Here is a 15,021-nt window from a genome sequence, read left to right as displayed (position 1 = left end):
ATCTAAGGTTGATTGAGTAAAATAGGTTTGATTTTCCGAAAAGTTTTTAAACTCATTCCAAAATTTTTAAATAATCCAATAAGCTGATATTGATAAGTTAATCTAAAGACTTGGTTTTTCGGCTTCGGTTTTACCAGATAAAGGAGTTGGGTAAAACAAAAATTCCAGACTAAGGATGGAATTTGTTTCATCAGAAACCCCCCATAGCTGCCTGAATCCCTTAAAATAATGTATCGGTATGGTTCCATCAGAGGGAAATTGGAAGCAATACTACTTTTGAGTTTCAATAAATAATTCCACTCTAATCGTTTTTCATCTACGTTATGATAAAATCTTAATTGATCATCATACCATATTTCGTATCCCAGGCATTCAATGGCCAAGCACATTTCAATATCTTCACTACCTGCTAAAGTATTACCCCGCAATCCTTTTGAATTCAAAATAAAATTATCTTTAAAGAGCTGCTGCAAAGCTTGAAACCTAAAAAAACAACCTGCTCCATACAATCCAACTCCTTTTTTTAATGGCCCATTTTTATCAGCCTGTGGACCTATGGCATAAGTTGACTGATACCTTTTAAACCAATCTGGAAGATCTAACTTTTCTGTCATAATCCCTTTACCACCCAAAGCGCCTATTATAGGATTTTTGTCCAAAATATCTACACCGCATGTTAAATAATCCGGAAATAGTTGATTATCATCATCACAAATTAAAACATAGCTAAATTCAACCTTAGCGAATGCTATCCATAAAGCATAACTTTTACCAGGTGTATTACAATACAAGAATTTGACTGGAATGGATTGGCCTTTAAAAAATTCCTTTGCAAATTCAAGTGTTCCATCAGTTGAAGCATTATCGATAAATATCAATTCCCAATTGCCATTACACTCGAGATTTTTTATCGCCTCTAAGGTAATTTGCAATCTTTCTCGACCATTGTATGAGCAACAAATAATAGAAACTCCATTATTCATTCTTCAACAATTTGATTAGTTTAATTTTTGCATTCTTTGATTTTCTAATAAAAAATGACAAATAAGGCCACCAAGTTTGAGATACAGGCAAAGCTTTTGTTGAGAATATTTTCACGAAAAATCTTTTTAACTCCTCTCTATCACAATAAGCATTTAACTTATCATTTATAAAAACTGGCTCATTTACCATCTTTATATACTGTTCATCGTCGTTATCTAATTCAATGATTTTATTTATCATGTTATCTAGAGATGAAAACTCATGATAATTTACAAAACGTGCCGTGTTGAAATCCTCTTGGACATTTGGACTACCCCAATAAATAGGTACAATATCTACAAAAAATGGATGCCATATTTTTTCTGTAATGTAACCAGGATAGCTGGAATTTTCGAAAGCTACAATGAATTTATAATCCTTAATAAATTTCATTTTATCACTAACTCTAAAACCCAGATTGTTATGCACAATCCCTCCTGAATCTACCTGCTTATATTGTGATAACTTTTTGAAAAATTCAATCCTTTCTTTCGCTCTTTCATTTGATGCCAGAAAGCAACAAAATTTTTTATCTTTCAATAATTCCTTATTCAGTTTAGGTTTATTTAATAGGTACTCAGGCTCAAACCCTACACTTGAAGCGTAAAGAGGTAATCGGAAGTGATTTTCTCTATTATTAAAATCAAAACATATAGAAAAATCACAGTCCAAATAATTAGGTCTAACGTTTTCACCACAATAAAATACCTTATAACATTTATATTTTAAATGATTTTTTCCAAAAGAAGAGTAGAATAGAAAATCCGGGCTAGGGTTTATTTCTATGTCATAGGTTTTGCTGAGAAATTGATATATCCAATCATTTTTATAATCAAATTCCGGCCAAAAATCATCAAAGAAAATTTTTATTTTAGTCATTATGGAAATACCAACATTTAGGGAGCTTTAAATCCTTTACAAAACTTATGTTTGCTCTATCAAGATTATGTGGGAATTTTGATGCATATCCAGTTCTAACAAACCTATCATTCCTGTGAAAAGTTATTTCAAAAAGATCAGGAATTTCAATATCACCCCTTCTATGAATTTTTGAAGTATTATTTGGGTGTATATGTACTACGGAATGATTCTTTAAAAGCTTATTGAATATAATTTCATAAATCTCAAAAAAATCCTTTACAAATAATCTACTGAAATCATGGAATTCAATTACGATTATTCTGAAATTATTTAAATAATCTTCAGATATCGATAACAAAGTTTCTATCTCAGCTCCTTCAATATCCATTTGAAGTATTGAATCTGAATTTTTAGAATCTTTAAAAATATCTCTAAGCCATACATCAAAAGAGATTTGGTTTTGATTAGAATAAGAACCTATATGTTTTTTAATAAAATGAAAATTTGAATGATTAATTGCAGGACTATCTACTGAATTGTCAGCCATATAAACTTTCATCCCTTTATTTGCGAGTTCCAATTCAAACCTTGATTCAGAGTCAACACCCGGAGAAACACAAATAGCAATATCTTCAAGATCATTTGGTATCAAATACCCTCCATCATAATCGGGGCCTACTCTGACTAAATCTTTATCCGTCTTCAAAGGATATATCTTTTCAAAAAACATCTTAAGTTTTATTTCCTTTGTTTCATGGAGCAGTATTAGGCGCAGTTTGTCAGCCAAATACTTTGTGACTTTATAAATATTTTTCCAAACAATTACTTTTGATTTTATCATCATTGAAATTTATAAATTGAAATCAATGCAAATAGGCCATCGTCCAAACTTTTCAAATCACGATTAAGTAGTTTTTTCATTTTGGAAATTTCGGGACAGCGCCTACTCATATCACCTTCTGGAAGTGGGGCTTTGTGAATGATTTTTGATTTATCGCCTGTCAGCTTTACGATCTTCTGAGCCAATTCCAATACGCTTATTTCAATATCACTTCCTACATTAATGACTTCATTGATTGCTTCCGGGTCACTGATGGCTTTGATACAAGTATCAATATTATCATCGATATAGCAGAATGACCTCGTTTGACTGCCATCTCCATAGATAAAAATATCTTCTCCACTAATGGCCCGCTTGAGAAACTTCGGAATTACAAAATCCTCACTCTGATGCGGTCCATAAGTATTGAAAAACCTGAAAATAGTAAATTCCAAACCAAACTCTTGAAAATAGGATCGACAGAAAGCCTCCCCCAAATTCTTGACAATGGCATAAGGCAATCTAGAGTTGAGCGGAGTAGTTTGTTCCCGTTGTGGGATCTCAAAGGGTTCACCATATACTTCTGAGGAGGAACTATAAAAGACCCTTTTTACTCCTGTATTTTTGCAGAGGTTTAAGATGTTTTTAATTCCGTTGATATCATTGAGCACCATCAGCGGATTTTCCAAAGTTCTTTTAACACCAACAACCGCAGCATAGTGGAATACATAGTCAAAATTATACCTCCCAAATACAGGCGCAACATCCGTGTAGTCATTGACATCACATTTGATGAATTTCACATTCTCCTTTTGAGGAACTTTTGAGATATCCCCTGTAGATAAATTGTCAACAACTACCACAAAATTATCCTGATTGCTTGCCAGCTTAGCGGCTAGATAACTCCCTATATTCCCTGCTCCTCCGGTGATTAAATAGTTCATATTACTTCATTTACATCTTTTGGACACCAACATGAAGTTAGGTAATCTCTCTTTTTGTCCTTTTACTGTATTCTTTTTCAAAGTGGGGCGGAAATTTCTTGTTTTGCATTCCTCCACTCATATAAAAACAACAATAATAGACATAAAGATCAACCAAATCTTTTGGATAAAATCTAGAAAAATGCTTGAACATTTGGATAAAATCATCCTCTGTAATTCTATAAGACCATGGTAAACTCAGGTTTGAAAATAATGCATGGAGCATATTTTCCACATTTTTATCTATAATAACAGCCCCTATGTTTGGTAAGCCAAAGGCTTTCTCTGATTTTAACAAAATTCTTTTCCCATTCAACGTATTAATAGACACGCAATTTGTCGACCCATCTTTATGATAAATCGTATGAAATGCTGTATCGTGGTAAACAATGATGCTGTTTTTATTCATAAATGGAAGAATCTCCAAAATATTAAGATGTTCACCAGGATTGGCGTGTGCCGTATCGATAAAACAAATATCTACTCCATCCTCAGGCAATACATCAAAATGTTTACAGGGAACTCCTCCTGTATGAAGACTCCATTTAGATTTCTGATTTGGAAATAATTGATCTACTAGAAAACCTGTTTTTCGACCCTTATCTTGGCCTAATTTTTTTTCTTTATACCAAATCGAATTGTAATCAAAAGAATAGAGTTTGGTATTTTCCATGTCCCTAATTGCATTTAAAATCACACAGGTACTCCCTCCAGCACTCAAACCCATTTCTACAATTGTTTTCGGTTTAGCTTTGCGAATAATTCCATTTAAAAAAGCCATCTCTTTATATGACATTTCACATTTTAAAAAATCAGTTCCTTCAATTGGCCCTTGCAAATTATCTTTAATGTCACCTAAAATACTTTCCTCATAAAATTCAATCTCGCTAAAATCGATTTGATTATAATTTAATTGTTTCTTTTCTATTTGTTCTACAGGCTCTACTAAAACATCTTTTAGCAAATCAATTCCCCAAAGTTTCTGTGTTGCCTCATCTATCTTAAAAATGTTGTTGAAATTGGAATATATTTCTTCAAAATTTTGCTTTGGTGATCGCGTATAAATTTTACTTAAACTTTTCAACATGGATGGAATTGATTATTTTTTTTGAATGCATTGTAACAATTCCTGATTAATAATACAGAAGCAAGAGATAAAATAGGTAGAAGAATAACAGAATATCTTGGAATATAATGAGTCAAAAAAGAATGAAATAAGATATAATACATTGTCAATAGACAAAGAGTTAAAGCAACCATATCTCTTTTAATTAGACTTTTTGAAAAAACAAAATAAAAAGAAACAAAAAGAAATAAGTTTGCTAGAGCCACAAAAAAATATTGCCCCTTATATATCCATATTCCTCTCCAGTTGAATAAAATAGTCATTTTTAAATGATTAGTAAAATCAGATTTAATCATTTCAAATGCCTTGCTTTTTAACAATTCTTCTGGAAGAACATTTAATCGAGATGCCTCTTTAAATAATTTCGGTATTTCTATAAAGTGAGTTCTTTGATAATAGCTTATGAGTTTATCAAGTTCATTATTTTGAATTGCGTTCTGATCTTCTTCTAGCCCTCTGTTTAGTCGTTGAAGCTTACCACCATATATTAAATCATTCTCCTTAAAATCTAAGATTTTTCCAAGAAAAAGCTTATTGAATGCCTGAGGTGCGTAAGCATAATATCCACCTTTATATTCAATTTCCGTCATTTGATTTTTAATTGCTCTGATAAGCAACACTTGTCCTCCTCTCTCTGCAATACTGAAGTCATCAAAATGGATATGATTCCTGAACATCCATGGGAAAATGATCAAAAAGTACGATAGGCCTATTGCAAGAAAATTCGTCAATAATTTTTTTCTGGATTGTACTTCCCGGATCCAAATTAGAATGAGAACACCTAACAAATAAAAAGGTAATAAATAATAAAACACAGCTTTAGTCAAAACCAACAATCCCATTATTACTCCGGTCCATATAGCCCATTTCAAGTTTTTAAATTGAGTAAACTTGATCAAAGAACCTGTCAGCAAGATTAGTAGCAAAATGGAAAGCATTTCAGAATTAATCGTAATCAGATAGTTCTCATAAAAAGCCAAATACATATCAGTAATTGCAATTGCCAACATTGACCAAAAATGTGAGTGGAAAATCATCCATCCCACCCACCACATAGCCAAAGAAATGGCTAAAAGATAAATAAGGTTAATTGCATTTACCCTGAGAAGATTTTCCCTTCCGGTCAACAGTTTATTGAGATCTGAATGTATTGAAGACGGCGTGAATATTTTTAAGTATCCTGCTTGTAAAAAACTACTTAATGGTTCTCTAGAATATGAATATTCAATACCGTCACTTGAATAAATACCTTTATCAGCTATTTGATAGGCTAATTTAACATAATGGATAGCATCATCCATAAATTCTTCCTGCACATATTTTTGCCTACTGTAATTTCCTATTACTTGAAATATGATGATTACAGCAAAAGTATAGGTGGCACTATAAAAGTTCTTTTTATTTATTTCCAAGGATAAACTTTTTTAAAACCACCAACTGATTGCACCCTAATTGAAATTTTTGGTATTTGTTCACCTCAAGTCCAACTTCATTCGCAAGGATTTGCAACCTCTTTTTATTGAAAATTACAATATGATCATCTTGACCACCTTCTTTGTCAAATAAACCTAACTGAGTGCCAATTTTATGTACAAAATCATTTCCAAAAGGACTTGGGGTTGTGATTATGACCTTTCCGTCATCTTTTAACAAATCATGTATTTGTTCAAACAAAAATTTTAAGTTAAAAATATGTTCAATGACTGCTATCAATAGGATAGTATCATATTGATTCTCTTTTGGAATTTCATCCTTATCCAGATCTATAGTGAAAAAATTAGCCTCTGGAAACTCAATTTTTAATGATTTAATTCTATTAGAATCATACTCAATACCTGTGTAAGACTGTATCTGTAAATTCAATTCTTTACTTAGTCGGTAATTAGCAGCTTGACCGCAACCAATATCTAATACATTCCCGTTTAGGAATGGAATTATCTTTTTGGATCTCGCTTTAGAAAGGTAGTTACTTAAAATACCCGGCATAATTAGGAAATTTAACGCAAAATTTGTTTGAGTAAAAAGAATTTAAAAATCAAAAAAAATAGATTCACAAATACTTGAACCATTAAATAATTCAAACCCCATACTCCGGCAAATAGAGCGTAACACGACCACTCACCAACTTTTGATACAGAAATTATCAGCCCATAACCTGCCATTCTTTTACTTTTACTATTTTCTTTTTCTCCTTGAAATACTTTTTCATATATAATAAAATAATTGAATGTGCTAACTGATAATAGAACAACTATATAGGAAAAATATAAATCAATTACAAAGATTCCATGTAGGAGATAATTCAGAAAAAGACCAAATATAAAACCTGGAATGCCCCATAATCCCATCCGGATAATGTTAAGCAAATTATCCCTCAACCTTAAAAACCTTGGTTGATAATAAGATATTTTCTTGTCTTATTGATAATTTCAGCTATCAAACCAAAAAAGAAGAATTGGAAAGAGAAGAAAAATAAAATCAAACATAGTCCTCCAAGACTACCCTCTAAGCTATAATCTCTGATTCCTCTCAAGACAGCTAAAAGAATAAAAACAAAACTGACAGGAATAAATACCTTCTTTGGGTTAAAATAAAGCGCCAATCGGGTTACCAGCGTAAAAAACACAATAGTATCCTGAAAAGGGCTTATCGACGATTTTCCAATCCTTTTATAATAATCGATTTCAAAAAAAGCAACTTCATAATCATTGGTTAAAGCTCCCATAGTAATCGTAGAAGTAAACGAGAAGCCTGCCGGAAGTAAATTCCAAAACTGAATCGCTAATACTTTTTTAAATATTCTCATTCCCGAATTCAAATCAGGAATCTTAACACCACCTAAAAAGGATGCAAAATAAGTTAAAAGTATCTTTGGTAATTTTCGGGTATAAGAAATATCAGCCCATCTTCTGGCACCAACCACCATGTCCATCCCCTCCGCTTTTTTTATAAGCTCATCAAAAAGGTGATTAGGGTAAGTACCATCAGCATCTGTTATTCCAATCCAATCAAACTGCGCATGCTTTATCCCTGTTTTTAAAGAAGCACCATAACCTTTATTGGTAGAATGATTGATCAATTTGACCTTTGGATTATAGGGCAAATCATAACTATATGCGGCTGAAGAACCATCATTGACGACTATAATTTCATAATCCGCTATAACATCCCTTATACTTATTTCAACAGTCGAAATTGTTTCAATTAACACTTCTTGAGATTCGTTGAAACAAGGAATAACTATTGAAATATTCGGGACTGATTGATTCATAATTTAATATTATTAAGGTCAAAACTTACCACCTCCTTGGCATATAACTTTGCCACACCATAAGGTGACCTTGGATAAAAAGAGGCATTTTCCGTTTGGGAAACTTCCTGAACCATACCATACAATTTGGAGATAGAAGTTTGGTAAAATTTGGTTTTTTTCCCAAGTCCCAAAAGCCATATGGCCTCTAAAATCCAAAGCGACTCTATCCCATCTGTATTGGCCGTATATTCAGGAGTTTCAAAACTCACCTTCACATGGGACATTGCCCCAAAGTAATATATCTCGTCAGGCTGAGTTTCTTGAATAATTCGGGTAATGTTCATGGAATCCGTTAAGGGGTCTCCATGATGAAGAAGAAGTCTTGCATTAGGGTCATATTGATCTTTATACAGTTGATCTATCCGATCAGTATTTAAAGTGGAAGTCCTACTTTGGATTCCATGTACAGTATATCCCTTTTCCAACAAGGGTTCTGCCAGATAGGCACCATCTTGACCTGTAATACCTTTAATCAATGCGGTTTTTTGCAAAGTAGTATTATTTGAATTTCCCTTCTTTTAAATGGTCCCTGTTTCTCAAAAACTATTGACACGTATTTGATTTCCCGGTCTCCAGATCCATTTTTTGTTTCCATCCCAATTCAAAAAATCGTGAGAAGTCCATCAATTTCCTCGGCATCCCATTTGGTTTGTTTGCATCACACATAATTTCTTCCTGATACCCAACAATCTTTTGGATCAATTCAGCAAATTGTTTAATACTTAATTCAAATGCTGATCCAATATTTTGAATAGATGAACATCCAACTTGCTGTTCAATTCAAAATATAATGCATCCGCAAAGTCATCCCCATGCGGAAATTCTCTCAAAGGACTGCCTGTACTCCAAATTTGCACAGAACTGTGATTTTTATTCGCATCATGAAATTTGCGGATCATCAGGTAACACGTAGCATGATTCCAAATCAAAATTGTCACAGGACCTATATAAATTTGAAAGCATTAGGGAAATAAAATCCTTCCCAATCTGCTTAGATATTGCTTCACAGGCTTTAACACCTGCGATTTTTGCGATTATATAACCCTCATTATTTGATTCCAAAACTCTAGTCAATGAATATTCCTCTTTATGGTTTGTAAAGCCAATTTTGGGTAAATGCAAGAAGAGCCTAGAAATATAAATTTTCACAGCCAAAGTGATGCGATGCCTCTATCAGGTTGTTTTGGATCTGTAGATTTTCCATCAATAACGTATAGGGATACTCTTGATTTGCCCAGATCGCTCCAACTTTTGCAGCAGAATCTATTACTATTTCAGGTTTTTCCTGTTCAAAAAAGCGAGTAACGGCACATTGTTTTCTTAGATCCAGTTCACGGCTTGATCTTCCAATTAATTTGCTGTTCCCTTTTTCTTCTAAAAGTCTCCAAATCGGCAATCCTACCATTCTTTTATGACCGGGTATAAAAATCTTAGGATTTTGATTTTCCAATACCAATTGATTTATGAATTAAATTGGAAATAACGTTTTGAAAATGCTGTTTAAATCATAAAAAACAGGTAAACAAATTAACCTTTCTGCAATATTTTTTGCGATTGGAGTCTTGCCAATGTTCATAGTTCAGGATTCAATGGTTGTTGAATTGCTTAACTGTTGAAATAACAAACTGGATATTATTCAGGATTCAGTCGCAGTTGGCAGTTTTCTTACCCCCGAGACTGATTACTTGTTGAATCGACTAACTGCTGTATCCGCCATTACGGACCGGTATCTGAATTTCCTGTTCCTGCAAGTTGGACCAGATCGTATCGAAGCCTGTGATCATGCTGATGGCGTGGGTGGCGAGGTAGTTGGGACTGGTAAATTCATTGAGAAATCGCCCCATCCACTGCAGCAGTCGGCCGGAGTAAGGTAGCAGGGTATCTTCCACCCAGTGGGGCAGCTTATACTCCGGAACCAGGTTAATAAATCCCCCTGCCAGTGCCGTGGGAACCAGCATGTGGGATCCGTGTACACCGATGACCAGTTGGGATTGGGAATAGAGTTGGTTTCGCTGCATCTCCTCTTCCGATCGGATCTCCCTGACCCGCTGATCGCTGATAAAATCCGGGAAAGTACCTGAAATCCCCAGTCCCGTGACTGCAATTTTTGCCCCGGGAAAGGTTCTAAGGAGCAGTTTGGCGGTGCGGATGACCAAGGCAGCTTGTCTTCGGATAAATAAAGGCCGAAGGAAATCCGAGAGCCCAAACTTGATCCCTGCACGAAAACAGAAGTCCAGCAGGTGGCTGTTGTGCCAGAACCTGTCTTCCCGAAGCACGAAGGAGATCATCAGTGGTCTGGTGGTGAGTTCCTGAACAGGAAATCGGGGAATCTTAATCACCTCTTCCATCTTGATCCACTTTGCCGCATCGATGTGGGTTGGCACCTGACTGAGTTGGAAAGAATCGAAGCGGGCAAGTTGGGACTTGATCCAGGGATCCAGGGAAATGAGCTGATTATCGAGTGCTTTTATTGGGGCATTTACCAACCAAAGTTCGGTATGCTGCCGGGGGCAAAGCCATTCACATTGGGAAGAGATGAGGACGATCAGTACTTGATCGGGAAATCTTTCCCGGAGCAGGTATGCGTTCCAGATTTTGGTCATCACATGCCCAAAGCAGGAGTCGAGGCAATTGATCAGGATGGCCTGGTTGCCGGGTTGTCGGTTTCGGATGCTGATACTTGCTTCCAAACCTTGGTTTGGCTTGAGGGATTTTCTTAGAGGTTCGGTAAGCCAATGATGGTTTGGAGTGGTGCAGAAGGATTTTTCTCCAAATTGTGAATATTGAGAGGGAAAATGTCTGTCATGTCCTATGGGTAAGGTTTGCCAAAATCCGGAGTGGCAGTTGGGACAGGAATTCTTTGTCAGAATATGTTTTCCCTGAAAATAGGTGTTGGTATCTCCATGAAACGTATTTCCGCAGAGGGGGCAGGAAAATTCGATGGAGGATGTAGGTTTGATGGAAATCAAATTAGGGGTTGGAAGTTCAGGGTTAAAGTGGGGTTAATATTGAGGTTTTAGGTTTGAATTTAGAATTATGAATGGAGAATGGAGGATAAAGAATTAGGAATGGTGAATTATGAATTAGGAATGATTTGTTGAATTGCTTAAATGTTGAATTTTTTAAGGTTAGGAAGTATGGGAGTTTGGAGGTTTGGAGGTGTGAAGTTGTTAATTAATTAAGAGTTAATGGTTACTAGTCTCACGGTCGACAGTCCACCGTCCACGGCAGCGGGAGGTTGAGTTGGATAACGGATGTCCGATGAATTGAATCGTAGAAATGTTGAATTGGTTAAGAGTTAACAGTCTCACGGTCGACAGTCCACAGCGCCTCAATGGTCAATTTTCAATGCTTCGGCACTTCGACATGGTTCGACAAGCTCACCAACCGGGCTCAATGCAGGGATGCTCAGCACAGGTTTTCAAGGGAGCTCTGTGAACTGAATACTGAGTTAAGGGTTATTGGATGACTGATGTCGGATGACCGATGCCGAATGGTTGGCTAAGGGTTGATTCTCTATTCTCTATTCTCTCCCGATAGCTATCGGGATCTCCATTCTCCATTCTCCATTCTCTAATCCCAACCCCACAACCTGGCTCCAAGCTAAAAATGTCCCCCAGACATTTTCTTTACGCTTGCCTCTTGTTTACCGCTTTTTGATACTTGCTTCTATTGCCTCATCTTTTCATTACCTACTTTGTACTTTGTACATGATACTTGATACCGTACGCTACATCACCCGGTCAGGACCCGTTGGTATCGTTTTCTTCTGAGTAGGAGGAAATAGGTGACTAAAGCAAAGGCGGTCAGTGCGATCAGGTATGCTGTCCAATTGCGGTAATCTTCCCAATGGATGGCAAATTTTTGAATGGAAAGGCTGTGGGCGGTTTCGGCGTTTGGCATAGCCAGCCAAGTGGCTAATTCGGATGAGTTGAGCGGAAGCCAGGCCAGGGAAAAAAGCAGGGCAAAGGCTCCCATCAGCAGGAGATCCTTATTTCCCCAATGGTAGCGTTTGATTCCTTTGATCAGGATGATGATCCAAAGCGGAGTCCAGGCGGCCATAGACAGGGCTCCGAAATACGGAAGCAGGACCATGCCCAGGCCCAGGGAAATTACTGCCGCCCAGCCTAGGTTTCCGAGTTCGTCGGCAAAGCGGGGAAGGTAGATTCCGGTAAGGACAATAGCCAAACCCCACTGAAGGCCGAGTCCCAGGATGAAGTCCAGCGGAAATCTGAAGGTTCCGGATCCCCGTTCACGGATGAGTTGACCGATTCCCAGGGTTTCATTTTTGCCGGAGAGTAGGACCAAGACCAGTAAAATCGCAGCAAAAACCATGATTCCTTTGCTGAGTCTGTCGGGTTTGGTTTTTTTCCTGAACAGGATGATCGAGGCCTCCCAGTCGATGGGATTACGCTTGGCCATACCTATAATCAGGGGAAAAATCGCAACTATGGAGAGGACATACAGCACTTGGTCGAGCCAGGGCTTTGCTCCCCATCCCCAAATTCCCCATCCAAACACGGCCAAAAATACCGCAATGGCAAAGGCCAGCATGACCGGAAATGCGGAAGGAGGGCGCTTATCGGAGTATGGGATGAGTTTGTCCCCGGGCAGAAAGAGCATCAGTAATCCTGAGATCAGCAAAAGTGGGGAGACGAAGATGCCGAGGAGGGACACCAGGCCGAGTTTGAATTTTTCGTAGCGGAGGAAGTAATTGGTTTGGCCCATTCCCAGCGCGAAGGCCAGCCCATCGGGAGAAAAGGGGTGATACCAGAATTCTTTGAGCCAGGTAAAGTTGAAAAAGAGGAGGATAAACCCAAGGGTGAGGATGGGAGTTTTCAAGCGTAGCTTTTTGCAGATTTTAAAATACCAATAGATGGCCAATGCGAGGTAAATGACCTGCCAGATGATCATTCCATTGCGCATTCCTTCGAAGTCTTTGACAATATGGAAAGTGGAAAAGGAAAGGTTGAGGACAGCAAAAGGCAGCATGCGTGTGAGTTGGACCAGGTTGTATCCCTGGGCTTCGATGGACTCGAGGAATGTCTGCCCCACGCTGCGATAGAACACGCCATCGCCGAAAGCTCCTTCATTGACGGGAATCTTTTCTCCGTTGATTTGTAGGAAGATAAGGGTGGCGAGGAAGGCTATAAGGAAAAGGGAGCGCAAGGAGGGGGGTGGTGGTGAGTGGTGAATTGTTAGTGGTTAATTGGTAAAGGGTTGTTGAAATGTGGAATTGTGGAACTGCTTAACTGTTGAATGCTTCGACACTTCGACATGGTTCGACAAGCTCACCAACCGAGCTTAACAAACGGGCTCAGTGCAGGCATGCTCAGCACAGGTTGTTGAATTGAATAACTGTTGAATTGACTAACTGTCGATTGTTTAGTGTTCAGTTTGTTTGTCCACGGCTGTCCGCCGTGGCGGAGTCGAAAGTCTCCGAACGGTCTCCTCTATTCTCTCCCGATAGCTATCGGGATCTCCAATCTCCATTCTCTTTTTCCCTATTTCCTATTCCCTATTCCCAACCCCACAGCCTGGCCCCAAACTAAAAATGTCCCCCAGATATTTTCATTACGCTTGGTCTTCCCTATTCTCTATTCTCTTATCTCTTTTCTCTATTCCCTATTTCCTATTCCCTATTCCCAACCCCACAGCTTCCGGATTCTTAGACCCTGAGGCTAAACATTTATCTGCCAAAGACAAGGATTCCCTGAAGGTTGCCCGGGTCTTCGTCGAGAATTTGAACTTCTACTTTTCTTTGGACCTTTTCGTAGGTTTTGTTTCGGATAAAATCCAGGTAGCTTAAGTCCAGGTTTTTGCCTACCAAGATCATCTGGACTGTTCCGGAGTCAATGCCTTTGGCGTAATCTCCGACGATGTAGGCTTTTTCCACCTTGCCCATTCTATTCACTATTTTTTCCATCAAATCATCCAAGCCCAGGAATTTGGATACCATGCCTTTGATTTCTTCGAAAAAAGGATGCTGTTTATTTGCCCGGTAAACCTTTGTTTTTCCCTCATCTTCTGCCAGCAACAAGCCTGCTTCGGTGAGGCGGTTGAGTTCGACCCGAACCGAGTTGGTGGACTCATCAAATTCTTTGGCAAGGGAACGGAGATAACCTGAATTCCGGTGAGCGAAGAATTTGAGCAGGAGTTTGACGCGGGTTTTGGATGTGACTAAGGAGTCGAGCAAGAGGATGAATTAGGAATGTTGAATGATGAATTAGGAATGATGAATGATGAATGTTGAATGATGAATTAGGAATGATGAATTAGGAATGATGAATGTTGAATGTTGAATGTTGAATGATGAATGATGAATGATGAATGTTGAATGTTGAATGTTGAATGATGAATGATGAATGATGAATTAAGAATGTTGAAAGGGTTAAGTGATTATTCTACAATTTCCAGAGCTTCGCCCGGTCGATCCCGGAAGGGAATTAGCGGTGATGAGTTAAAAAATTACTCGATGAGTAACAAATTTACTCGGTCAGTTGAATTATGCAAATTTTTTTTGAAGGGAATTTGGGGGAGGGAATTGGGAGGATGTTTTGAAGACACCAGGTGGATTGCTTTGGGCTTGGTAGTGACCGGTAGGAAAATCACTAACCACGGAGTGGGAATGGCGATTGGGGAATGATGAATGATGAATGATGAATGATGAATGATGAATGATGAATTGGCCATGGCTTAAAGATACAGGTTATGTTAAATCGGCAAGTCCAAGGATTGACCACGGAGTGGTCGAACTTTTCAATAACCCCGGGTCTGAACCCGGGGTAAAAACGTAAACGGGTAACAGCGCTGGCCCAGGATGCTCATTTGGATAGAGCTGTCGATGCCAGCGAAATGGAAATGGATGCCGGAACATTTCATCTGTTTATAATTT

Annotated in this window: 14 protein-coding genes and 1 pseudogene; all 15 read right to left on the bottom strand. The window is 37.7% G+C overall.

From position 1 onward, the window contains the following. Positions 1-2: 2 nt before the first annotated feature. Positions 3-983 (bottom strand): glycosyltransferase, encoded by a 981-nt coding sequence (locus tag C4S61_RS19630; RefSeq protein ID WP_103926490.1) that lies wholly within the window; start codon positions 981-983, stop codon positions 3-5. Continuing rightward, on the bottom strand, positions 976-1,902 hold the full coding sequence (locus C4S61_RS19625) for a glycosyltransferase family 10 domain-containing protein (protein WP_103926489.1): 927 nt from the start codon (positions 1,900-1,902) through the stop codon (positions 976-978). The genes C4S61_RS19630 and C4S61_RS19625 overlap by 8 nt, the downstream gene beginning before the upstream one ends. After that, the gene (locus C4S61_RS19620) at positions 1,895-2,728 is read right to left on the bottom strand and encodes an FkbM family methyltransferase (protein ID WP_103926488.1); all 834 of its coding nucleotides are present in this window, start codon (positions 2,726-2,728) and stop codon (positions 1,895-1,897) included. The genes C4S61_RS19625 and C4S61_RS19620 overlap by 8 nt, the downstream gene beginning before the upstream one ends. Continuing rightward, positions 2,725-3,648: an NAD-dependent epimerase/dehydratase family protein gene (locus C4S61_RS19615; RefSeq protein WP_103926487.1), complete on the bottom strand. Its 924-nt coding sequence runs from the start codon at positions 3,646-3,648 to the stop codon at positions 2,725-2,727. Before C4S61_RS19615 ends, C4S61_RS19620 begins: the two co-directional genes overlap by 4 nt. Positions 3,649-3,685: 37 nt before the next feature. Next, the gene (locus tag C4S61_RS19610; protein WP_103926486.1) at positions 3,686-4,774 is read right to left on the bottom strand and encodes a class I SAM-dependent methyltransferase; all 1,089 of its coding nucleotides are present in this window, start codon (positions 4,772-4,774) and stop codon (positions 3,686-3,688) included. Beyond that, a complete protein-coding gene (locus C4S61_RS19605; RefSeq protein WP_103926485.1) occupies positions 4,768-6,225 on the bottom strand; it encodes a hypothetical protein in 1,458 nt (485 codons plus the stop codon). The genes C4S61_RS19610 and C4S61_RS19605 overlap by 7 nt, the downstream gene beginning before the upstream one ends. Then, a complete protein-coding gene (locus tag C4S61_RS19600) occupies positions 6,212-6,799 on the bottom strand; it encodes a class I SAM-dependent methyltransferase (protein WP_103926484.1) in 588 nt (195 codons plus the stop codon). The genes C4S61_RS19605 and C4S61_RS19600 overlap by 14 nt, the downstream gene beginning before the upstream one ends. A 394-nt stretch (positions 6,800-7,193) precedes the next feature. Beyond that, positions 7,194-8,084, bottom strand: coding sequence for a glycosyltransferase family 2 protein (locus C4S61_RS19590; protein WP_103926482.1), 891 nt, complete (start codon positions 8,082-8,084; stop codon positions 7,194-7,196). A 38-nt stretch (positions 8,085-8,122) separates the two neighbouring features. Continuing rightward, positions 8,123-8,617, bottom strand: a pseudogene (locus C4S61_RS19585) (GDP-mannose 4,6-dehydratase); the annotation flags it as partial. A gap of 231 nt (positions 8,618-8,848) precedes the next feature. Further along, positions 8,849-8,983, bottom strand: a complete 135-nt coding sequence (locus C4S61_RS22715; protein WP_407640583.1) for a hypothetical protein — start codon at positions 8,981-8,983, stop codon at positions 8,849-8,851. Between the two features lie 22 nt (positions 8,984-9,005). Beyond that, the gene (locus C4S61_RS22710; protein WP_332913987.1) at positions 9,006-9,275 is read right to left on the bottom strand and encodes an NAD-dependent epimerase/dehydratase family protein; all 270 of its coding nucleotides are present in this window, start codon (positions 9,273-9,275) and stop codon (positions 9,006-9,008) included. After that, the gene (locus C4S61_RS22575; RefSeq protein WP_317046067.1) at positions 9,256-9,576 is read right to left on the bottom strand and encodes an NAD-dependent epimerase/dehydratase family protein; all 321 of its coding nucleotides are present in this window, start codon (positions 9,574-9,576) and stop codon (positions 9,256-9,258) included. The genes C4S61_RS22710 and C4S61_RS22575 overlap by 20 nt, the downstream gene beginning before the upstream one ends. 247 nt (positions 9,577-9,823) lie before the next feature. Further along, a complete protein-coding gene (locus tag C4S61_RS19570; RefSeq protein WP_103926478.1) occupies positions 9,824-11,095 on the bottom strand; it encodes a hypothetical protein in 1,272 nt (423 codons plus the stop codon). Between the two features lie 766 nt (positions 11,096-11,861). Continuing rightward, positions 11,862-13,295: a hypothetical protein gene (locus C4S61_RS19565; protein WP_103926477.1), complete on the bottom strand. Its 1,434-nt coding sequence runs from the start codon at positions 13,293-13,295 to the stop codon at positions 11,862-11,864. A gap of 520 nt (positions 13,296-13,815) precedes the next feature. Further along, positions 13,816-14,322 carry a winged helix-turn-helix domain-containing protein gene (locus C4S61_RS19560; protein WP_103926476.1) on the bottom strand — a complete coding sequence of 169 codons (507 nt, stop codon included), beginning with the start codon at positions 14,320-14,322 and terminating at the stop codon, positions 13,816-13,818. Positions 14,323-15,021: the final 699 nt, after the last annotated feature.

The sequence above is a fragment of the Algoriphagus boritolerans DSM 17298 = JCM 18970 genome, from assembly GCF_900108085.1.
GTDB classification, from domain to species: Bacteria; Bacteroidota; Bacteroidia; order Cytophagales; family Cyclobacteriaceae; genus Algoriphagus; species Algoriphagus boritolerans.
The sequence above is the reverse complement of the archived record's forward strand: the minus strand, read 5'-3'. Positions and strand labels throughout refer to the sequence as shown.

Excerpts from the sequence above, each read along its gene's own strand:
- C4S61_RS19630 (WP_103926490.1), bottom strand. The coding sequence starts at position 983 with ATGAATAATGGAGTTTCTATTATTTGTTGCTCATACAATGGTCGAGAA.
- C4S61_RS19625 (WP_103926489.1), bottom strand. The coding sequence starts at position 1,902 with ATGACTAAAATAAAAATTTTCTTTGATGATTTTTGGCCGGAATTTGAT.
- C4S61_RS19620 (WP_103926488.1), bottom strand. The coding sequence starts at position 2,728 with ATGATGATAAAATCAAAAGTAATTGTTTGGAAAAATATTTATAAAGTC.
- C4S61_RS19615 (WP_103926487.1), bottom strand. The coding sequence starts at position 3,648 with ATGAACTATTTAATCACCGGAGGAGCAGGGAATATAGGGAGTTATCTA.
- C4S61_RS19610 (WP_103926486.1), bottom strand. The coding sequence starts at position 4,774 with ATGTTGAAAAGTTTAAGTAAAATTTATACGCGATCACCAAAGCAAAAT.
- C4S61_RS19600 (WP_103926484.1), bottom strand. The coding sequence starts at position 6,799 with ATGCCGGGTATTTTAAGTAACTACCTTTCTAAAGCGAGATCCAAAAAG.
- C4S61_RS19590 (WP_103926482.1), bottom strand. The coding sequence starts at position 8,084 with ATGAATCAATCAGTCCCGAATATTTCAATAGTTATTCCTTGTTTCAAC.